Genomic DNA, 21,185 nt, shown 5'->3' with positions numbered 1-21,185 from the left:
ACCATGCGATGCGTCATCGCGGTTCCGGACGGGCGGGGCGATGCGTCAGGCTGCCAGTGTGCGAGGAGGCGCCGCGTTGACGGCAGGAGAGCCGCGTCGGGGGCGAGGCTGCGGCGCGTGCGTGCGATGTGGGTGTCGCGCATCGATGGATGCGCGGTCTTTGGACGAGGCACGGCGCACGGCGCACGGCGCGCGACGCCGTTCAGGGCCTCGCCCACAGGACATACAGATACGTGATGGTCCCGGTCACGAGCAGGGCATCGACGCGGTCGAGGATGCCGCCGTGGCCGGGCACGATCCCGCCAGAGTCCTTGATCCCGAAGGAGCGCTTGAACAGGGACTCCCCGAGGTCTCCCGCCTGACCGAGGCCGCCCGCGACGATCGCGAGCGCGAGCGCGTCCACGAGCGGCAGCGACCGGAGGAACCAGAAGTGAGCAAGGAGCGCGCCGATCACGGCGAAGAGCAGGCCGCCCAGGGCGCCCTCGACGGTCTTCTTCGGGCTCACGGCCTCGTAGAGCTTGTGCCGGCCGAGGAAGCGGCCGGCGAAATAGGCGCCGGTGTCGGAGAACCAGGAGAGAAGCATCGCCAGCACGACGAACGAGGGGCCGTCGGCGCCCCCGTCGCGGCGGAGGAGCGCCAGCGCGCCGAGCCCGCCGCCCACGTAGAGCGGGCCGAAGGTCATCGCCAGCACGCGCAGCGCCGCGGTGCGCATCTCGCCGAGGCGCACCAGCGTGATGAGCATCGCGACGAACGGGAGCAGGAAGATCAGCGCGAGGAGCGCGCCCGGCGAGCCGCTGAACCGCCAGATCACGCCGAGGACGGCGAGGGTGAGCGCGACGCCGATGGCCCGCGCGACGCGGTCGTCCGCGTGCGTCATCGCGAAGAGCTCGAGCGCGCCGATGGCGGCGGCGACCGCGACGAGCGCCGCCCAGCCCCAGCTCGGGCCGAGGTAGAGCAGCGAGAGGAGCAGGGGAGCGGCCACGAGCGCGGTCATGACCCGCATCGTGAGGTTGGAAGCAGCCAATCTCAGACCCCCGTCCGTGAGCCGTCGTGGGACCCGTGCGAGGCGGGCGCGGCGATCTCGCGCGCGCGCCACGGCCGCTCCGCGTCGAGCGCGCCCCGCGCGCTGGCCGGCTCCCCCCCGGCGCCGCCCTCCGCGTCGTGCGCGGGCGGCGCCGCGCCGTCGCGCCGCTGGTAGGCCGCGATGGCGGCGAACAGGTCGTCCTCGGTGAAGTCGGGCCACAGCCGCTCGGTGAACGACAGCTCGGCGTACGCGGCCCCGTAGAGCAGGAAGTTGGAGAGCCGCTGCTCGCCGCCGGTGCGGATGATGAGATCCGGCTCGCCGACGCTCAGGCTCGGCAGCCGCGCGGCGAGCAGCGCCCCGTCGATCGACTCCGGATCGAGCCTGCCGGCGACCGCCTCCATCGCGAGCTCGCGCGCCGCGGCGGCGATCTCCTCGCGCGCGCCGTAGGACAGCGCCAGCGCGAGCGTCATCTGGCGGTTCGTCGCGGACGCCTTCCGGAGCGGGTCGAGCACGTCGCGCACGGCCTCGGGGAGCCGGCTGATGTCGCCGATCGCGACCAGGCGGATGTCGTTCTCGAGGATCTCGCAGCGCTCGCTCATCAGGTACTCGCGAAGCAGCCCCATCAGCGCGTCGACCTCGTTCCGAGGCCGCGCCCAGTTCTGCTCGCTGAACGCGTACAGCGTCAGCGCCTCGACGCCGAGCCTCCGGCAGACGCGCACGATCCGCCGCACGGCGGCGCTGCCGGCCTTGTGCCCGGCCTCGCGCGGCTCGCCGCGCAGCTCCGCCCAGCGACCGTTGCCATCCATGATGATTCCGACGTGGCGCGGGAGATTTCTGGCTTCTACGAGGTTCATCGGCGGGGGCAGTTTCCTCTGTTGACTACCGACTGTCGACTGTTGAGTCTTCACGCCCATGAGCACAGGGGTTGGTCTCACGGTCACGCTGCGCGTCAGGATGGGCGCGCACGACGCACATTACGCGGGCGAGCTGTGCGATGGAGCGCGTATTCTCGCGCTCTTCGGCGACGTCGCAACCGAGCTCCTGATCCGTCTCGACGGCGACGAGGGGCTCTTCCGTGCGTACGAGGCGGTCGAGTTCCTCGCCCCGGTCCGAGCAGGCGATTTCATCGAGGCGACCGGGGTGGTCACCAAGGTCGGCGCCACGTCGCGCACGATGGCGTTCGAGGCGCGCAAGGTCGTCGCCAGCGTCCGCGAAGCCGGGGTGGCGCCCTCGGCGGCCGACGCGCTGGCCGAGCCGCTCATCGTCTGCCGGGCGCTCGGCACCTGTGTCGTCCCGAAGGAGCTCCAGCGTCGGCCGCGCCTCGTCCTGCCGGCGCTGTCGGCGCCGCCCCCGGACCACGCGCAGCTCCCGGAGCCGCGGCCCATCATCACGCCGCCCCCCCGGATCCTTGTCACGCCGCCGCAGAGCGCCCTCATCCTGACGGCCGCGATCGTCGGCGCGGAGACGACCCGGGCGCAGACGCCGCACCTCCCCATCACGGCGCGCGAGCTCGCCGACGAGGCCGCCCGCTGCCGCGACGCGGGCGCCTCGGTGGTCCACCTGCACGTCAGGAACCCGGACGGGTCGCCTAGCCAGTCGCGGGCGCTGTTCGCCGAGGCGATCGCCGCGATCAACGAGAAGACGGACGTCATCGTCCAGACATCGACCGGCGGCGCCGTCGGGATGGGCGTCGACGAGCGCGCCCAGCCGCTGCTCTGCAGCCCCGAGATGGCCACCCTGAACTGCGGCACGATCAACTTCGGCGACGGGATCTTCGACAACACCCGGCCCCTCATCCGGGACATGGCGGCCCGCATCCGCGCCGGGGGGAGCGTCGCCGAGCTCGAGTGCTATGAGGTCGGCCATATCCATGAGGCGCTCAGCCTTTTCGCCGAGGGGCTCCTCGCGGAGCCGCTCCACTTCCAGTTCGTCCTGGGGGTGCCCGGCGGCATCGCGGCGCGCGAGGACGTGCTCCGGTTCATGATCACCCAGATCCCCCAAGGCGCCACCTGGGGCGTCGCCGCCGTCGGCCGCCACCAGCGCCCGATGACCGAGCTCGCCATGCAGCTCGGCGGGCACGCGCGGGTCGGGCTGGAGGACAACATCTACCTGGACAAGGGGGTGCTCGCCGAGGGGAGCGCGCCGCTCGTCGCGCGCGCCGCCGCCTTCGCGCGGAGCGTCGGCCGCGAGGTGGTCGAGCCGGACCGCGCGCGCCAGCTCCTCGGGATCCGCCCGCGCGCCGCGGCGGCTCAGGCCGGCGCGGCCTCCGGAGGGAGCGCGCGCGCGCAGGGATGACGGACCGACCGCTCTCGCCGTGGATCGATCACCTGCGCGGTCGGCTCCCGATCGCGCTCGGCGTCGCTCTTCTCGGGGTCGTCGCGCGGCTCTCGACGCCGCCCCCGCCAGCGCGGACCGCCGACGCCATCGCCGGGATGCTCGGGGAGGCGATCGGCGGCGCCGTCGACCCGGACGACTTCGTCTGGGAGGAGCGCGGCGGGTTCTTCTCCGACGCGCTCCTCGGCCGCCGGGTGCTGTTCCTTGGCGTTCCGCGCGTCCCGGATCCGGGCGCCGCGGAGCGAGGGCCCGAGGCGGAGCGCGGGCCTGACGCGGAGCGCGCGCCCGACGGGCGCGGCGCCGCCGACCTGTACCGGGCGCGCGTGCGGCTCACCCGCTCCGGCCGGCCGGTGAGCCTGGACGGCGTGCGCAACCTGACCGGGACGCCCCTCGGCGACGATCGCGGCCTCGTCGCCCGCGGCAGCCGCGTCGCGGTGACCACCACCGCCTTCGGCGTCGTGCAGGGGATCACCCAGCTCGATCTGGGCGGCGATGGGCGCGCGGGAGCGCGGCCCGTCGGCGAGCGGCTCCGCGCGGCGATCGACGGCTGGCTCGAGACCGGGAGCGTGGACGGCGCGTCGCGCACCGAGATCTCGTTCGACAACCCGCCCGCGTCTGCGCGGCTCGATCTCGTGGACGAGGGCCTGGTGATGGCGCTCGGGCCGGAGGCGGTCCCGGCGGCGCTGAACGCCGGCACCGGCGAGGTCGACACGGGCGGGCGTGATCCGTTCGTCGCCCGCGCGCACCACCTCCCGCGCCGCGTGCCCTCGCTTGGCGAGCTCGCCGGGCCGTCCGCCGAGCGCCTGCTCGGTCCGACGGCGGCGGCCGCGGTCGAGCGGCTCGCGCTCGCCGCGGATCGCGCGGCGGCGGGGCTGCGCGCCGCGCCGGCCGCCGCGTACGTGACCCGCGGCCCCGCGTCTCCCGAGCCCGCGCCGGAGGGGTGGCCTTCGCTCTGGCCGCCGCCGCCGGTCGCGCCGGCGGTCGATCCCCCGCTCCCGGGGGAGGGCGCCTGGGAGCTGGTGGCTCCCTCGCTCCCGCGTGCGCTCCCCGGCATCGAGGAGGATCCGCAGCGCCCCTCCAGCCCGTTCGCCGCGACGACCCTCCGGCCCGATCCGCGGCGGTCAGAGCTGCGCGTCCACCTGCTCGCGATCGACACGCGGCACATCCGGTTCACCTTGCAGGCGGGGCACGAGGCTCCCAGGCCGACCGTCGGCCCGCGCGGCACGGGGCAGATCCCCAACCCGTCGACGCTCCGCGGCGCCATCGGCCTCGGCGCCTCCGCGCGCGCGCCGGGCGCGCCCCACGCGGGGACGGAGTCGCTCGGCATGGTCGTCGGCGGCCGCGCGCTCGTGCCCCCGCGCGACGGCGCGGCGACGCTCGGGGTCGACCTCTCGGGCCGGCCGTACTTCGGCGCGTGGCCGTCCGGCGGGGACGTCGAGCGCGTCCCCTGGGCGCTCTGGCAGCGCCCGGCGGCGGCGAGCCCCGGCGCGCCCCGCGCGGAGGGATCCGCGCGCTTCCCCTGGGCGCTCTGGCAGGGCCCTTCGCTCTTCGAGGCCGGGGGCGCCGCGGCCCCGCTCGCCCTCCTCGCCGGCCCTCCCGCGGAGCGCGCCCCGGCCAGCGCGACGCTCTCGTCCGGCGACGGCGACGACCTCGTTGTCGAGCGCGCGGCGCTGTGCATGACCGACCGCGGCTTCGTGGTCCACGCGTGGGGCAGCGCCCTCGACGCGGCCGCGCTCCGGGCGGCGCTCGAGCGCGCCGGGTGCCTCGCCGGCGTCTCGCTGGGCAGGGCGCCGGACCCCCTCGGCGTCGCCTTCCTGAGCCCCCAGCAGGACGGCATCCTGACCGCCGAGCGCCTCTCGCCCGCCATGTCGATCGCGCCGCCGGAGCACGCCGCGGCCGCGTCGCCGCGCCCCTTTCTCTTCTTCGAGTCGCGCTGGACGGACGCTCCCCCGGCGCCGGACCTGTCGCTGCCCGGCGAGAGCGTGGGCTGGGCCGCGGACGGCGGCGCGCAGCCGCCCCCGGCGTGGAGCCCGGCCGTGTACGCCGCCGACACCGTGCACCTCGGCGCGCAGGTCCGCGTCCACGCCTTCGCTCCGGACCGGTTCCTGTTCCGACTCCGCGCCGGCTCGCGCGAGATCTCGCCGCGGAGCGCGCCGAAGCTCGACGCCGAGGTGCCGGCCGACGAGCGGCGGCAGGTCCTCGCGGCGATCGGCGTCGGCACCGGCCGGCGGCGGGGCCCGCGCGGGCTCGCCGTGGGCGGCACCGTCGGCCTTCGCTTCCGCGGCGAGGGCGGCTTGCTGCTGGTCCAGAAGGGCCGCGTCGAGATCCGCCCGGCGGGCGGCGCCCCGCTCGCGCCGGGCGCGGACGCGACCGAGCTGCCGCTCACCGCCGACGACGGCAGGCTGCGGCCGGAGGCGCGCGAGATCGGGACCATGCGCCGGCGCAGCGCTGCCTGCGTGCTCGATGACGGCACGCTGCTCGTGGCCACGACCACCTTCGACAGCGACGAGGCGACGACCGAGGCGCTGCTCGACCTCGGCTGTGCCCGCGTGGCCGCGCTCGATCGCGGCGCGCACCGCAACGCGTTCGTCCACCGGGCGTCCGGGGACCCCGCCCTCCAGCAGGCCTACGAGGAGACAGCGCTCTTCGCGGTCGGCGTCGCGATGCCCGGCCGGGCGCGCCGGATCACCCCCTGAGCGCGGGCGGCGGTCAGGCGTGGGACAGCATGCCTCGCAGCATGCCGAGCGCGCGCGTGTGCAGCTGCGAGACGCGCGGCTCGCCGATCCCGAGCTCTGCGCCGATGTCCTTCAGCTTCGCCCCTTCGAAGTAGTACATGCCGATCACGCGCCGCTCCCGCTCCGGGAGCTGCGCGATCGCGAAGGACAGCGCCCGCCGGGTCGCCTGCGCCGAGATCGCCTCGATCGGGTCGTCCTCGCCGGACATGTGCACCGACTCCTCGGTCGGGGTCACCTCGCTCAGGCTCACGAAGACCGTCGCGCCGCTGGCCCTGCTGGCGGCTTCCGCCTCGACCGCCTCGCGCGCTCGCCGCGAGAGCCAGTCCTGCGCGCGGAGCTCATCGACGATCGCTCCGCGGATCCGGAGCTTCGCGTAGCCGGCGAACGTCTCGCCGTCGCTCCCGCCGTTCTTGCGGAGCGAGTCGACGAGCCCGAGCATCCCTGCGCTGAGCAAGTCGTCGCGCTGCACGTTGGGCGGCAGGTGGCGCGACACCTGCCGCACCAGCTTGCGGACGAGCGGGAAGTACCCCTGCAGCACCTCCGGGCGGAGCGGCGCGCACGTCGGCTCGTGGTCGCGCGAGCCGCCCGTGCAGGCCGCCTCGGTACAGCGCGGCGGGCTACACGGGCCGCCGTCCGGCTCGATGTCCGGCTCGCCGTCTGGCTCCAACAGCTGCCACGGACCCTCGTAGGTGCAGGCCGACGTGACCTCCACGGATTCCCAAATTTCGTGCGCGCACCTTGACGCGGCCTCCGCGGACTCCCAAACCTCGCGGGAGAGCGACGCCCCCGGCTCCTGCACCGCGACGCTCGGCGATCCATCGAGGCCGAGCGCAGAGGGCCCCTCGATCAGCGCGTGCTCACACGGAACGACCGGACACGTCGCGCCAAAGGCGACCGGCTGGACGAACCCGCCCCCGTCACAGCACGCGGAGAGCGACATGGGAGGAGCGAGCCCCTCCCGCTGCAGTCGGGTCGATTGCTGCACGTGAGGTGGATTGGTGCCACAACTCTCGCAGCGTGCAAGGCAGAGCCGTGCAATTGTGTCTGGTGCGGATGTTCAGTGTGTGGATTATAGCCAGCGAGCGGGACAGCTCACCTTTTCGCAGGCGAGGTTTCAGAAGCAGGGGTGGGTGAACCTGACCCCAGGACCTTACCCGTCTCGCTGCCGCTGCGCACGGCGTCTGAGTTTGTCCCTGTAGTATTCATGGGTTGCGGCTGAGGGGCACGGGGCTCGCCTGACCCATAGACCTCTTCTTCTGCGGACACGGGGACATCACGTGCCGCTTCATCGGCCGCGACAGAACCCTTCGCTCCCTCGTAGCGCGGCGCCTCTCCAGGCCCCGAGTAATCCACCCAGTACACTTTATCTGATCTGACGTCCAGGTGAACGAACGTAGAGTTGGGATAATATCCGACACCTGCGTTGCGGAAACCTCGGCAGAAATCGCGGACCACGGTGTTGGGCACACCCTCGACCATGAAATCGACGGCGCGACCGTGGTTGTGGTTGGAGTGCGGGGTGTACTGGGTGGGTGAGTAGGGGCGATAACCGCTGACGACGCGGAGGGGCCTGCCGCCGAAGTGGTCGCTCACCATGGCAATCAGCGTGGCGAGCCTCGGATCGATGGGAATCGAAGCGGTGGGGGACGCGCGCATCAGCCGGCTGAGCTTGGGGAGGGCCTTGGGCACGAGCCGCCCCTTCGGCGTGAGCAGCTGGACGTCCAGCCGCTCGGCGCCTCGCACCAGGCGGACCCATCCGGGGCGCTTGGGTCGCTGCACATAGCGCTTGTTGGGCGGCATCGCCGCGTCCCTCTTCGCCGACCCCTTCCCCGGGGGGCGGGCCTCGGCGTCGCGCTCCTTCGCGCTCGCGCCGCGGCTCCGCTCCCGGTCGTCGCGCAGCGCAGCGGCCCGACCGGGCGCGGCGCGCGTGGATCGCGAGCGCGCGCCGGGCTTACCCCGCTCCGGGATCACGAGGACGAGGCCCGGATGGATCCGCTGGCCAGGCTTGAGCCCGTTCGCCTCGCGGAGCGCGTCGACCGTGATGCGGTACCGCTTCGCGATCTTGCCGAGCGTCTGGCCGGCGTAGACCGTGTGCTGGCCGTCCTCGGCGACCGCCGTGCCGGGCGCGGCGCTCAGGAGAAAGGCCGCCGCGAGGGCGGCGAGCGCACATCGCAGCCGCGATGGCCGCGATGACGAAGAGGTGGGCTCCATCGCGGCCCCGGCGCGGGGGCCGATGCCGCAGAAACGGGAGAACTCCGGATGCATGAGGGGACTCTGACCTGACGTCATCCGTGCCCGACGACCGAGCCCCGGACGGTGCTACCCTGGGCTGGCGCGCGCTCGCCGGCACGACCGGCGGCGCCGCACCGCATATCGAACTTCGATAGGCGGGCGGGAGGCGAGCGTAAAGCGGTTTTTTGCCCAGCGATCGTCGGTGGTGCGAAGCTTCGCCAGAAGCGACCAGAGGCGATCACAGGGGATCGGGCGCCCGGGAGCCGGGCAACGCAGCCCGGGCTTCCCTTGCTTCACCACGGCGGGCGCGGAGCAGGACGGACGGGATGTCGGAAGGCAAGAACTTGATCGGGGTCGATATCGGATCGAGCGCGATCAAGATCGCTCAGATCAAGGAAGGCCGCAGGGGCTATGGCCTCGTGCGGCTCGGTTACGCGCCGCTCGCGCCGCAGGCCATCGTCGACGGCCACGTCATGAACGCGCAGGCCATCGTCGAGGCGCTCGGCAGGGCCTTCTCCGAGGCCAAGATCCGCCAGCGCGAGATCGCGCTCAGCATCAGCGGCCAGGCGGTCATCATCCGCAAGATCACGGTGCCGCTCATGACCGCCGCCGAGCTGGACGAGCAGATCCAGTGGGAGGCCGAGCAGCACATCCCCTTCGACATCAAGGACGTCCACGTCGACTACGAGGTGCTGCGCCGGCGCCCCGAGGCCGGGCAGATGGACCTCCTGCTCGTCGCCGCGAAGCGCGACGAGATCAACGACTACACCCAGATCGCCAGGACGGCGAAGCTCAAGCCCATGGTGGTCGACATCGACGCGTTCACCGTCCAGAACCTGTTCGAGGTGAACCGCGGCATCCCGCCGGACCAGACGTTCGCCATCATCAACGTCGGCGCGAGCCTCGCGTCGATCAACATCGTGTCGCGCGGCGCGAGCGCGTTCACCCGCGACATCGGCAACGGCGGCAACTACATCACCGAGCAGATCCAGCGGAAGCTCGGCATCAGCTTCGAGCAGGCCGAGGAGTTCAAGTGCGCCAGCGTGACCTCGGGGCCGGGCGGCGTGCCCGCGCAGGTCATCGAGACCATCGAGCAGGTGTGCGACTCGATCGCGGGGGAGATCCAGCGCTCGCTCGACTTCTTCCTGGCGACGAGCGGTGAGGGCGACATGCACCGCATCTACCTGACCGGCGGCTCGTCCAACCTGCCGGCGCTGCCCGCCGCGATCGGGCGGCGCGCCCGGGTGGCCGTCGAGCTGATCCAGCCGATGGAGCGCATCACCGTGGAAGCGAAGGAAGTCAACCAGGAGCTGCTCCGGCTCCGGGCGGCGCAGTTCTGCGTCTCGCTCGGGCTGGCGATGCGCAAGGACCGGGAGAAGCGCTCGTGATTCGCGTCAACCTTCTCCCGCAACGGCGCGGCACGCGCGGGGCCGCGCCCCAGGCGAGCCAGCGGTGGCTGCTCGTCACGCTCGGCGTCGTGATCCTCGAGATCGTCGCGCTCTTCCTCTTCCACCAGACGAAGGTCGAGGAGCTCGACGAGCAGAACCGGAAGAACTCGCTGCTGCAGAGCCAGATCCAGGACATCCGCACGCTCGTGGCGAACCACGAGGAGATCAAGAAGGCGCTCGAGGTGCTGCGCGCGCGCGAGGACGCGATCGCGAAGCTCCAGGCGGCGCGCAGCGGGCCGACCGCGGTGCTCCTCGAGCTCGCGCAGCTGCTCACGAACGGCAAGGGGCCGACCGCCGATCCGGACAAGCTCGCGCAGCTCCGCAAGGAGAACCCGCTCGCCGTCTACAACCCGTCCTGGGACAGCCGCCGGCTGTGGCTCACGAGCTACGTCGAGTCCGAGCGGACCGTGCGCGTCGAGGGGCTCGCGCGCGACGGCACCGACGTCTACGAGCTCGCCCAGCGGCTGAAGCTGTCCTCGTACTTCTACGACGTGCAGCTGCTCCCGGGGAAGAAGGAGAACGAGAAGGCGTCGCGGCTCGAGCTCGTCTCGTTCGCGCTGCAGCTGAAGGTGAGGTACTGATGGCCACGAAGCCCATGCCCGTGCAGGCCGGCTCGGCGCTCGACCGGCTGCCGCCGCTCGCCAAGCTCGGCGTCGGCGCGCTCTTCGCGGCGCTCGTCGGCATCCTGTACTTCGTCGGCTTCTACGCCGACGTCGACTCGCAGATCGAGGGCGCCGTGCAGAAGCAGGGCGTGCTCCAGGCGGAGCTCACCAAGGCGCAGGCGTCGAAGGCCGCCTACCAGAAGGACCTCGACGAGAAGACCCGCCGCGAGCAGATGAGCCGCGAGCAGAAGAAGATCCTCCCGGACGAGTCCGAGACGCCGGCCTTCCTCTCGGCCATCCAGGGCGTCGCGACCGTCTCCGGCGTCAACCTGACGTCATGGAGCCCCACCGAGGAGATCCCGCAGGAGTTCTTCTCCAAGGTGCCGATGCAGCTCACGCTCTCCGGCAAGTTCCACCAGGTGGCGAAGTTCTTCCACGGCGTGGGGCAGCTCGATCGCATCATCAACCTCGAGGAGGTCGAGATCAAGGAGCCGAAGGTCGTGGGGAGCGACGTGGAGGTCAAGGTGGAGTGCCTCGCGACCGCGTTCCGCGCCGTGCGCGCCGGGGAGACCGCGACGAGCGGCGTGAAGCGGCGCAGCGGCGGAGGTGTCCGGTGAAGGCCGGCCGGATGATGCTGCTCGCCCTCGGGGCGACCACCGCCGCGGCCCTCGCGCTCGCGGGGTGCGAGGAGGAAGAGCCGCTGACCTCCTCCACCCAGCCGCGCCCGCCCGGGGCGCAGGCCTCCGCCTCGCCGCCGCGCGCGCCCGCGGCCGGCGCCGCGTCCGCGGCCGCGGACGCCGGCGCGCCAGAGCTGCCGCCGCTGCCGCTCCGGGAGTTCCAGGAGGCCGACTTCTCCGAGAGCGACCGGAGCCGCGACCCGTTCCGGAGCTTCGAGTCGCTGTTCGCGACGCAGGCCCGGGGTCGGGTGACGATCCAGCGCCAGGTCCTCGTGGATCGCTTCGCGCTCGACGAGCTCAGGCTGGTCGGCGTCGTCTCGCGCGCGCCCGCCCGCGCGCTGATCACCGATCCCACGGGGCTCGGGTGGGTGGTGAAGGTGGGCGATTTCGTCGGCAAGGCCGAGATCGTCCACGCGGGCGGCCCCACGGGCGTCGACGTGGCCGTGAACTGGCGCATCGATCGGATCCGCGACTCGGACGTCGTCTTCATCCGCGAGGACCCGTCGCACCCGGAGATCCCGCCGACCACGCGCGTGATCGCGCTGAGGCCGCTCGGCGAGGAGGGCGAGGCGGCCCTCGGCGGCCCGTGACCGCCACGAATTGGGCCCGCGCCGGGCACCCGAAGTAGCCTCCCGGCAGCGTGACGCAGATCTCGCGTCACCGCGAAGCGGGAGTGCAATGAAGAGCAATCGAGACTATCGCCCGAGGCGGGGCGCGCTTCGCCGTGCTGCGGCACTCGGGGTGATGTTGATCCTCGGCGCTCCTGCGGGAGACGCAGACGCCGCCGCCCCGATCAAGGTCAGCGACGTCAGGCTCACGGCACCGGACGAGGGCAAGGCCGAGATCGTGGTCGCGACGACCGGCGAGCCGCGCTTCTCGGCGCGGGTCGCGGACGGCGGTAAGCGGCTCCTCATCGACCTCGAGGGCGCCGAGGCAGGCGGGGCTTCCGGCGCGATCACGAGCGGCAACGCGATCGTGGCCGGGGTGATGACGCAGGGGTTCGGCAAGGCGGCCCAGCGGACGACGCGGGTGCTCGTGCAGCTCGCGCGCCCGGCTGCCTACCGGATCCGCGCCGAGCAGGGCGCGCTCGTCATCGAGCTCGCCGCCGCCGACGCGACGGCGCCCATGGCGGCGCGGGCCCCGGCCGGCCCCGCGGCGGCGGCGCCGGAGCGCGAGCCGGCGGCGATCACCGACGTGCGCTTCGAGCACCAGGCGACGCTCGATCGGGTCGTCATCGAGCTCTCGTCGATCCCGGGCTACCGCGAGTCGACCGGCAAGGGGGGGCGCCGCGTCATCGAGCTCAGCGGCGTCCGGCTCCCCGACGCCCTCCAGCGCAAGCTCGACGTCGGCGCCTTCGGAGGCCCGGTGCGGGCCATCTCGACGTACCGGCGCAACAGCGACGGCTCCAGGGTCGTCGTCGAGGTCGAGCAGGCCGAGGGCGCCTCGGGCGTGGTCGCGCGCGAGGGCAACGCGCTCGTGCTGAGCGTCGCGAAGGGCGCGCTGCCCACGGCGCTCTCGGGGATCGCCGCCGACGGCGGCGCGGCGAGGCGGACCCGCACGGTGGCGCGCGAGGCGGTCCTCGACGACGGGGCGCCGAAGGTGGAGACCTCGTTCGAGGGCGCGGCGAGCAGCCAGGAGTCGCTCGTCGAGCCCGACCAAGCCGGCGCGTTCATGCCCGCGATCGCCGGGCAGCAGCGGCGGTTCACGGGGCGGCGCATCGACCTCGACCTGAAGGACGCCGACATCCACAACGTCCTCCGGCTGATCTCCGACGTGGGGCGGGTCAACATCGTGACCGCCGACAACGTGACCGGGACGGTCACCATCCGGATGCGCAACGTCCCGTGGGACCAGGCGCTCGAGACGGTGCTCCAGGCCAAGGGCCTCGGCGTGGTCCGGCAGGGCAACATGATCCGCGTCGCCCCGATCGCCGATCTCAACAAGGAGCGGGAGCTCGCGATCGCGCGGCGCAAGAGCGAGCTCCAGCTCGCGCCGCTCGAGACGCGGCTCATCCCGATCAACTACGCGGACGCGAAGGACCTCCAGGATCGCTCGAAGGACATGCTCTCGCCGCGCGGCTCGCTGGCGGTCGACGAGCGGACCAACGTGCTCATCGCGCGCGACGTCGCGGGGAACCTGAACCAGATCGAGGAGCTCGTCCGCTCGCTCGACACGCAGACGCCGCAGGTGCTGATCGAGGCGCGGGTGGTCGAGGCGACGAGCCGCTACGTGCGCGACATCGGCATCCAGTGGGGCGGCGACGGGACGTTCAGCGCGGCGACCGGCAACCCGACGGGGCTCGTCTTCCCCTCGGCGATCGGCATCGCCGGCGGCGCGACCGACTCGAACAGCCCGACCGGCGGCCTCTCGCCGTTCTCGAGCACGGTCTCGAACCCGAACTTCGCGGTGAACCTGCCGGCCATCGTCGGCGCCGGGCAGGGCGGCGCGCTCGGCTTCACGCTCGGCTCGATCAACAACACCGTCAACCTCGGCGTCCGCCTCTCCGCGGCCGAGGCGAGCGGCATGCTGCGGGTCGTCTCGAGCCCGCGCATCCTCACGCTCGACAACCGGGAGGCGCGGATCAGCCAGGGGACGCTGATCCCGTTCTCGCAGATCAGCGCCCAGGGCGTGCAGACGACCTTCCAGGAGGCCAAGCTCCAGCTGCTCGTCAAGCCGCACGTCACGTCGGACGGCAGCGTCGCGATGCACGTGAAGATCAACCGCGACGAGCCCGACTTCAACCAGACGTCGGCCCGCGGCGACCCGACCATCCTGAAGCGCGAGGCGGAGACCGACCTCCTGATCATGGACGGGCACACGGCGGTGATCGGCGGGATCTTCACCCGCAACACCGGCCGGAACCTCGATCAGGTGCCGTTCTTCGGGGACATCCCGGTCCTCGGCCTCCTCTTCCAGCGGCGCCGCGCGAGCGACGTCCGGAACGAGCTCGTCATCTTCCTCACGCCGCGCATCGTGAACCGCGCCGAGGCGCTCGGCCGGTAGCCCCCGGGCGCGGCGCGCCTCGCCGCGCCCCTGAACCCCCTCAGGCGCGCTTGCGCCGGGCCGCCTCCCGCGGGCTCGGGGCGGTGTCCGTCACGACGCCGCGCAGCCACGCCCGCGCGGGATCGCCCTCGGTCCGGCTGTTCCACGCCATCGCGATCTCGATGGGCGGCAGCTCGAACGGCAGGTCGAAGGTGCGGAGCGGCACCAGGCTGGAGAACGCCCTGCCCAGGCGCGTGGCCACGGTGGCCACGAGATCCGACGCGGTGATGGCGTGCGGCACGAGGAGCACGTGCGGCACCGTCATGGCCTCATGGCGCGCGATCCCGCGCGCCGCGATGAGATCGTCCGCGACCCCGTCGTGGGCGCCGCGCCTGGGGACGACGACGTGCGGGAGGGCCGCGTAGGTCTGGAGATCGACCTGCCCGCGCGCCGTGGGGTGGCTCATGCGCGCGAGCCCCGCGAAGCGATCGTCGAAGAGGGGCGCGCGGCGCAGGTCGGAGGGGAGGCTCTCCTGCGGGAAGACGCCGATCGCGAGATCGATCTCGCCGCTCCGGAGCGCGTCGACGGCGCGGCCGTCGAGCGGGAGCAGGTGGAGCGCGAGCCTCGGTCCGCCCTGCGCGAGCGCCGCGTTGAGCCGCGGCAGGAGGACGAGCTCCACGTACTCCGTGGCGGCGATCCGGAAGGTGCGATCGCTCGCCGCCGGGTCGAACGCCGGCGTCGTCTCGCCGAAGAGGCCCGCGAGATCGTGGACGATCGCGGCGACCTGCGGCGTCATCGCCTCCGCGCGCGAGGTGAGCGCCATCTGCCGGCCGACCCGGATGAGCAGCGGGTCGGAGAAGAGCTCACGCAGCCGCGTCAGCGCGTGGCTCATGGCGGGCTGGCTGAGGCCCACCCGGCGGGCCGCGAGCGTCACGCTGCGCTCGTGCAGCAAGGCGTCGAGCGCGATCACCAGGTTGACGTCGATCGCCGAAAGATTCACTCCGAGAATATACGATGGGCTATGTATCCATACCGTGGATACTTTCGTTTTCTTGCGCGGGCGCGCGGCGTGCGTGGCGAGGATGCGTGATCCCGCGCCTGCGAGCGCTGTCGTGCGGCCTGCGCGGCTGCTAGGGTCGCCCGCGGCTCCCCCCTGATCGGCGGTGCCTCGCGGAGACCATGACATCGCCCGTTCTGCTCGGGGGGATCGACTTCTTCCATCTCATGAACGATCGCGCCATGCGATCGCGCGGCCAGGCGGGCAACCACTGCCTGTTCGTGATCGAGCTCGACGGTCGCCTCGATCTGGCGCGGCTCGCGGTGCGGCTCGAGCGCGCGACCCGGGCGCTCCCCGAGCTCCGGTTCCGGCTGGACAACAGCGTGCTCGGGCGGGCGGGGCGGCCCCGCTGGGTCGTCGATCACCACCGGCGCGCGCCCGGGCTGCGCCTCCACGAGGTGGCGGGCGAGCGCGAGCGCGCGGCGCGCCTCGAGGCGCTGCTCGCGGACCGGACCTCTGCGGAGCGGCCGTGGGCGCTCGACGTCGTGCGCGACGTGGGCGACGGCGATACGGTCGTGCTCCGCCACCACCATGCGCTGACGGATGGCAGGGGCGCGGATCGGCTCGCTGCCTGGCTGGGCTCCGGGAGCGGCGACGCGCCCGACGACCCGCCGCCGCGGCAGGAGCGGCATGACGCGCCGGAGCGCCTGCTGGCTGCCATGGACCGTGACGAGCGGGTCGCGCTGGCGCGCGCTTACAAGGCCCACGTGCTGTCGCTCGGCCGGGCGCCCATCCTGTCGCTCGCGCGCGCCTGTCCTCAGGTGCGGCCTTCGGCTTCGCGCGTCCTCCGGCTCACGCTCTCGGCGGAGGAGACCCGCGCCTTCGATCTCCGGGTGCGCCAGCGCGCGCGGCTCGCCGAGACGAGCCTCATGCTGATCGCGGCGACGCGGCTCGCCGACCGGGCGCTCGCGGGCCGCGGCTTCGCCCCGCCGCACCATGTGATCCCGCTGCCCCTCTCGCTCGACCCCAAGGCGGGGGCGCGGCGGCTCTTCGGCAATCACCTCACGATGGCCCTGCTCTCGCTCGGCCGCGACGAGCTCCACGACGACGCGCGCGCGGTGGCCCGCCTCGCCGAGCAGCAGCGCGCCGTGGTGCGCGACAGGCTCGATCTCGCCATGATCGCCGCGCTCGATCTGGCCCGCTGGCTCCCCGGCCCGATCTACCGCTGGCTGGGGGATCAGCCCTTCCAGGGTGAGCTCGCCTCGCTGATCGTCTCGAACCCCGGCGCGGTGACGGTGGAGCGGTTCGCGGGGCTCCCGGTGCGCTCGGCGTACCCGCTGCCCGCGGTCGTCGCGCCGCCGGGCTTCCAGGTGATCTTCAGCCGCTTCGGCGGTCGCCTCTCGGCGTCGATCATCCACGGCGACGGGCTGCTCCGCCCGGACGAGGCGGAGGCGATGCCGGGCGCGCTCCGCGCCGAGCTGCTCGGAGAGCCCGCGCCGCCGGGCGGGGGCGCGGTATAAGGGCTCTCGTCATGCGCACGTTCGATATCGTCATCATCGGCAGCGGCATCGCCGGCGGCTTCCTCGCGCGGCAGCTCCGCCTCGCGTGCCCCGACCTCGGGGTCCTCGTGCTCGAGGCCGCCGAGGCGATGGAGGATTACAAGGTCGGCGAGAGCACGGTGGAGGTCGCGGCGAACTACATGGTTCGCCGGCTGAACCTCGGCACGTACCTCTACCAGCACCAGCTGCCCAAGAACGGGCTCCGCTTCTTCTTCGACTCTCCGGACAAGGATCTCCCGCTGCCCCGGATGAGCGAGATCGGCTCCGACCACATGCCGTTCCACCCGAGCTTCCAACTCGAGCGCGCGCGGCTGGAGCGCGATCTCGTGACCATGAACCGCGCCGCGGGCGCCGAGGTCGAGCTCGGCGCCAAGGTGGTCGACGTCGCGATCGACGGGCGCGGCCGGCACACGGTCGTCTACGAGCAGGGCGGCGAGCGGCGCGAGGTCGCCTGCCGCTGGGTGTGCGACGCCTCCGGGCGGCGGCACGTGCTCTTCCGCAAGCTCGGCGTGAAGGTGCACAAGGAGGCGCGGCTCAACACGGCGGCCGCGTGGGGGCGTTACCGCGGCGTCGCGGGGCTCGATGGGGTCACCGACGCGGCGTGGCGGTCGCGCGCGCGGTACACGTCGCGCCACCTGTCGACGAACCACTTCATGTACGACGGGTACTGGATCTGGTTCATCCCGCTCGCCGGCGATCTGATGAGCGTGGGCGTCGTGTTCGACAAGGACCGGATCGGCGCGGGCAACGTGCCGGCCGGGGCGCTGCCCGGGCCGCGCACGCGCGCGGAGTTCGAGCGCTTCCTGGGCGCCCACCGCGCCGCGCGCGAGCTGCTCGAGGGGGCGGAGCTCGAGGATTTCCAGAGCTATGCCCACCTGCCGTACCACGCGGAGCAGTACTTCTCGACCGACCGTTACGCCGTCACCGGGGAGGCCGGCGCGTTCACCGATCCCTTCTACAGCCCCGGCTCCGATTTCATCGCGACCGCGAACGAGTTCATCACGCAGATGATCCTCTCCGACGTCCGCGGCGACCGCGCCGGGTTCGAGGAGAAGGTGGCGGCCTACGACGCGTACTACCGGTTCAAGTACGACAGCACGCTCCGGCTCTATGAGCGCATGTATCCGGTGTTCGGCAGCTTCGAGCTCTATCGGCTGAAGTATCTTCTCGACTTCAACAACTACTACAACCTCGTCGTCTGGCCGTTCATGGCCGACCGGGTGACGGACGTGGGTTGGATCCGGGAGGAGCTCAAGTTCACCGATCTCGTGCTGCGCGCCCTCTCGACGATGGGCGAGCACTTCGCGTCGCTGGCGAGCGATCTGCGCGCGCGCGGGGAGTACTTCGCGCAGAACGAGGGGCGCTTCGCCAACGGGCTGAACGGCGTCGCGCAGCTGGAGACGCGGCTCGGACCGGCCATCGACGAGCGCTTCCGGCGGGAGCAGGTCGACCGCGCCTACGGGAGCGTGTTCGCGGCGCTCGTCGAGAGGCGGCTCGGAGAGCAGGGCCTCTCCGACCGCGCTCGCCTGGTCTCCGAGCTCACGCTCCCGCAGGTGCTCGTGTTCCGGGACATCACGCCTGAGCGGCTAGCGCGCCTCCTCCAGCGCATCGGCGAGCGGATGACGAAGGAGCTCCGCGAAGAGCTCCCGGACGCGGGCATCGAGCGGCTCGAGCTCGGCGCGAGCGGCGTGATCTCCGTGACAGGGCCTGCCGAGGGGACCAAGGCGCATGCGGACGCCCTGTCCCGGGCGCGGGCGCTCTGGGACGCCTCGGCGGGATCGCTCGCTCACATCGCCCTCTGAGCCTGCTTTCGCGGGCTCCGGGACCGCGGTCGTCGCCGCCATCGGCGAGCGCCTCGCGCCTGCCTTGTCCAGCGCCCCCGCGGTTTCTCCTGTACGCGCGCCCGTTCCGCAGTATCACAACGGCCGATGCGGTGGAGAGCAGCAGGTGGGCGTCTGGGTCAGTGGGCGATCTCTGTGGCGCTGTCGATGGGCGCTGTCGGCGCTTGTGTCGGCGCGGTCGCCGAGGGGGGGGCGCCGCCGCGGCAGGAGCCGCCGGAGCAGGGCTGGATCACGGCGTCGGCGCCCGACGCTGGCGGCGCTCCGCGCTGTCCGCACGGCGCGCTGGAGGATCCGCACCGTGGCTTCGTGCGTTGCCTAGAGCCCGGCGAGGCGGATGCCGGCTGGCTCCCGCCGTCGCCGCAGCCCGAGCCCCCCCCTCCCGATGGCGGTGTCTCCCCGCCGGACGGCGGTGTTCCCGGCGACGCCGGCCCCATCGACGGCGGCGTGCCCGACGCATCGATCGTATCGGCCCCGCTCCCTCTCATCGAGATCAAGGAGCCCGAGTTCATGAACGGCGACGTCCCGAACGTGGCCAAGCGGCTCGAAAAGGTCGCCCCCGACCTGGCGAAGTGTGTCGCCGACCACGGCGGCCTCTCTGGCGCGTCGGGCAGCATCAAGGTCCAGTTCCTTGTCCGGGTGCGTGGCCGTGCCGAGGGTGTCGAGATCCTCGACTCGCGTGGCGTCACCCCCGACGCGCAGCGCTGCATCCGTCAGCTCCTCAAGAACAAGCCCATCGGCACGCCCAGCGCCGACCCCGTAGGCGTCACCGTCTCCCTCTCCCTCCGCGCCCCGAAATAACGACCCCTTACAAACACCTGAGGGCGCATTCCGCGCGCGTCGCCGCTGGGACCACGACCCCCAGCCCCCGCCCCTTACAAAGAGCCAGGGCGAGCGGGGGTGGTGCGCGAGCGGGCGGCGGGGGTGGGCCCCACGAATCCGAGGGCCGGCCCGCCCCGCAGCGCCCCCCTCTCTGACCGAGTCCCCCGTCCAGCCCGGCACCAGCCCCCCAAAAGGCCCGAGTTCGTGGGGGGACCCCCGCCGCCCGCTCGCGCACCACCCCCGCCCGCCCTGGCTCCGTCGCCCCTTGGGTTGACGCAGCCCCCACGGACTCTATCCTGCCGCGCCGCTGTGCCCGACCCGATGCTCACCCGCGAGATCGCCCGTCGAAAGACGTTCGCGATCATCTCCCACCCCGACGCTGGCAAGACCACCCTAACCGAGAAGCTCCTGCTTTACGGAGGCGCCATCCAGCTCGCCGGCGCCGTGAAGGCCAAGAAGGCGCGCGCCCACGCCGTCAGCGACTGGATGGAGATGGAGCGCGAGCGCGGCATCTCCATCTCCACCAGCGTTCTCCAGTTCCCGTACAAGGGCCGGCTCCTGAGCCTGGTCGACACCCCGGGCCACGCGGACTTCAGCGAGGACACCTACCGCGCGCTGATGGCGACCGACGCCGCCATCATGATCCTCGACTGTGCGAAGGGCGTCGAGACGCAGACGAAGAAGCTCTTCCGTGTCTGCAAGCTCCGGCAGATGCCCATCTTCACCTTCGTCAACAAGCTCGACCGCCCCGGGCGCGACCCGTTCGAGCTGATCGGCGAGGTCGAGGAGGTCCTCGGCATCGGCGTCTACCCGGTCACCTGGCCCATCTCGGCGGGCGGCAAGTTCCGCGGCGTCTATCACCGCGAGCGCAAGCAGGTCTTCCTCTTCGAGCTCGTCGCGCACGGCGCCGAGATCGCCCCGATGGAGGTCGTGTCGCTCGACGCGCCCGAGCTCGTCGAGGCGCTCGACGAGGAGGGCGCCCGCCAGCTGCGCGAGGACATCGAGCTCATCGACGCCGCCGGCGACGCGCTCGATCGCGACAAGCTCGCCCGCGGCGAGGTCACGCCCATGTTCTTCGGCAGCGCCATCACCAACTTCGGCCTTCCGCAGTTCCTGGACGCGTTCATCGAGCTCATGCCCCCGCCCGCGCCGCGCGGCAGCGACAAGGGCCCCATCGCCCCGGACGACGACCGCTTCACCGCGTTCGTCTTCAAGATCCAGGCGAACATGGACCGGGCCCACCGCGACAGGATCGCGTTCCTCCGCGTCTGCTCGGGCCGCTACGAGCGCGGGATGAAGGTGCACCACGTGCGCCTCGGCCGCGACATCCGGCTCACCAACCCGGTGCAGTTCATGGCCCAGGAGCGCACGCTCGTGGAGGACGGCTTCGCGGGCGACATCATCGGCGTCTTCGACCCGGGGCTCTTCCTCATCGGCGACTCGCTCTGCAGCGGCTCGCCCGTGAAGTACGCCGCGCTGCCGCAGTTCCCGCCGGAGCAGTTCGCCCGCGTCGTCATGATCGATCCCATGAAGCGCAAGCAGCTCAAGAAGGGCCTCGAGCAGCTCGCGCAGGAGGGCTCGGTCCAGCTCTTCCGGCCGCCCGAGGGGCGGGAGGGCGAGGCGATCCTGGGCGTCGTGGGCGAGCTCCAGTTCGACGTCGTGAAGCACCGCCTCGCGGCCGAGTACGGCGTCGACGCCCGGATCGAGCGGCTCTCGTTCAGCCTGGCCCGCTGGGTCGAGGGCGAGCCGGTGCCCCTCGCCGAGCTCGAGTCGAACCTCTACGGCTACGGCGCCCTCGACGTGCACGGGAATGCGGTCGTGCTCTTCAAGGGCGACTGGCAGCTCGATGCCTGTCAGAAGGCCTTCCCCAAGACCCGCTTCGTCGAGCTCGGCGGCTCGATCTCTCCGGTGTGACCTCCCGCCGCGCGCGGCCCT

The 21,185-nt window shown here is 72.6% G+C and carries 16 protein-coding genes; 11 read left to right on the top strand and 5 right to left on the bottom strand.

Annotated features, from left to right (window positions below):
• Positions 1–202 precede the first annotated feature (202 nt).
• Both WME95_RS33950 and uppS read right to left on the bottom strand, forming a co-directional pair.
• Positions 203–994: a phosphatidate cytidylyltransferase gene (locus WME95_RS33950; RefSeq protein ID WP_437543385.1), complete on the bottom strand. Its 792-nt coding sequence runs from the start codon at positions 992–994 to the stop codon at positions 203–205.
• Between the two features lie 32 nt (positions 995–1,026).
• On the bottom strand, positions 1,027–1,878 hold the full coding sequence (gene uppS, locus WME95_RS33945) for a polyprenyl diphosphate synthase (protein ID WP_437903510.1): 852 nt from the start codon (positions 1,876–1,878) through the stop codon (positions 1,027–1,029).
• 58 nt (positions 1,879–1,936) lie between these two features.
• Here uppS and WME95_RS33940 point away from each other — a divergent pair, with 58 nt between their 5' ends.
• Both WME95_RS33940 and WME95_RS33935 read left to right on the top strand, forming a co-directional pair.
• Positions 1,937–3,319, top strand: a complete 1,383-nt coding sequence (locus tag WME95_RS33940; RefSeq protein ID WP_437903509.1) for a 3-keto-5-aminohexanoate cleavage protein — start codon at positions 1,937–1,939, stop codon at positions 3,317–3,319.
• Positions 3,316–6,054 (top strand): hypothetical protein, encoded by a 2,739-nt coding sequence (locus WME95_RS33935; protein WP_437903508.1) that lies wholly within the window; start codon positions 3,316–3,318, stop codon positions 6,052–6,054. The genes WME95_RS33940 and WME95_RS33935 overlap by 4 nt, the downstream gene beginning before the upstream one ends.
• Before the next feature lie 13 nt (positions 6,055–6,067).
• Here WME95_RS33935 and WME95_RS33930 read toward each other — a convergent pair whose 3' ends face one another.
• Together WME95_RS33930 and WME95_RS33925 are read right to left on the bottom strand one after the other, a co-directional pair.
• On the bottom strand, positions 6,068–7,033 hold the full coding sequence (locus WME95_RS33930) for a sigma-70 family RNA polymerase sigma factor (protein ID WP_437903507.1): 966 nt from the start codon (positions 7,031–7,033) through the stop codon (positions 6,068–6,070).
• 152 nt (positions 7,034–7,185) lie between these two features.
• Complete coding sequence (locus WME95_RS33925) at positions 7,186–8,358, bottom strand: DUF882 domain-containing protein (RefSeq protein ID WP_437903506.1); 1,173 nt, start codon at positions 8,356–8,358, stop codon at positions 7,186–7,188.
• A gap of 293 nt (positions 8,359–8,651) precedes the next feature.
• On the opposite strand from WME95_RS33925, the gene pilM reads away from it, so the two are divergent.
• From pilM to WME95_RS33900, 5 genes are all read left to right on the top strand, one after another.
• Positions 8,652–9,713 carry a type IV pilus assembly protein PilM gene (gene pilM, locus WME95_RS33920; RefSeq protein ID WP_012238809.1) on the top strand — a complete coding sequence of 354 codons (1,062 nt, stop codon included), beginning with the start codon at positions 8,652–8,654 and terminating at the stop codon, positions 9,711–9,713.
• Positions 9,710–10,354: a PilN domain-containing protein gene (locus tag WME95_RS33915; RefSeq protein WP_012238808.1), complete on the top strand. Its 645-nt coding sequence runs from the start codon at positions 9,710–9,712 to the stop codon at positions 10,352–10,354. Before pilM ends, WME95_RS33915 begins: the two co-directional genes overlap by 4 nt.
• Positions 10,354–10,992 carry a type 4a pilus biogenesis protein PilO gene (locus WME95_RS33910; RefSeq protein WP_437543374.1) on the top strand — a complete coding sequence of 213 codons (639 nt, stop codon included), beginning with the start codon at positions 10,354–10,356 and terminating at the stop codon, positions 10,990–10,992. Before WME95_RS33915 ends, WME95_RS33910 begins: the two co-directional genes overlap by 1 nt.
• A complete protein-coding gene (locus tag WME95_RS33905; RefSeq protein ID WP_437903505.1) occupies positions 10,989–11,642 on the top strand; it encodes a pilus assembly protein PilP in 654 nt (217 codons plus the stop codon). Before WME95_RS33910 ends, WME95_RS33905 begins: the two co-directional genes overlap by 4 nt.
• Before the next feature lie 88 nt (positions 11,643–11,730).
• A complete protein-coding gene (locus WME95_RS33900) occupies positions 11,731–14,055 on the top strand; it encodes a type IV pilus secretin PilQ (protein ID WP_437903504.1) in 2,325 nt (774 codons plus the stop codon).
• A 40-nt stretch (positions 14,056–14,095) separates the two neighbouring features.
• Here WME95_RS33900 and WME95_RS33895 read toward each other — a convergent pair whose 3' ends face one another.
• Positions 14,096–15,034: a LysR family transcriptional regulator gene (locus WME95_RS33895; RefSeq protein WP_437903503.1), complete on the bottom strand. Its 939-nt coding sequence runs from the start codon at positions 15,032–15,034 to the stop codon at positions 14,096–14,098.
• Between the two features lie 179 nt (positions 15,035–15,213).
• Here WME95_RS33895 and WME95_RS33890 point away from each other — a divergent pair, with 179 nt between their 5' ends.
• The 4 genes from WME95_RS33890 to WME95_RS33875 all read left to right on the top strand — a co-directional run bounded on the left by WME95_RS33890 (position 15,214) and on the right by WME95_RS33875 (position 21,164).
• Positions 15,214–16,551 carry a wax ester/triacylglycerol synthase domain-containing protein gene (locus WME95_RS33890; RefSeq protein ID WP_437903502.1) on the top strand — a complete coding sequence of 446 codons (1,338 nt, stop codon included), beginning with the start codon at positions 15,214–15,216 and terminating at the stop codon, positions 16,549–16,551.
• An 11-nt stretch (positions 16,552–16,562) separates the two neighbouring features.
• A complete protein-coding gene (locus WME95_RS33885; RefSeq protein WP_437903501.1) occupies positions 16,563–18,392 on the top strand; it encodes an NAD(P)/FAD-dependent oxidoreductase in 1,830 nt (609 codons plus the stop codon).
• Between the two features lie 186 nt (positions 18,393–18,578).
• A complete protein-coding gene (locus tag WME95_RS33880) occupies positions 18,579–19,229 on the top strand; it encodes a hypothetical protein (RefSeq protein ID WP_437543364.1) in 651 nt (216 codons plus the stop codon).
• 342 nt (positions 19,230–19,571) lie between these two features.
• On the top strand, positions 19,572–21,164 hold the full coding sequence (locus tag WME95_RS33875) for a peptide chain release factor 3 (RefSeq protein WP_437903500.1): 1,593 nt from the start codon (positions 19,572–19,574) through the stop codon (positions 21,162–21,164).
• Positions 21,165–21,185 lie beyond the last annotated feature (21 nt).

Source organism: Sorangium sp. So ce327 (assembly GCF_051530205.1).
In the GTDB taxonomy this organism is placed as follows: Bacteria; Myxococcota_A; Polyangia; order Polyangiales; family Polyangiaceae; genus Sorangium; species Sorangium cellulosum_B.
Note: the sequence above shows the minus strand (reverse complement) of the source record. Positions and strands in the feature narration are given on the sequence as shown.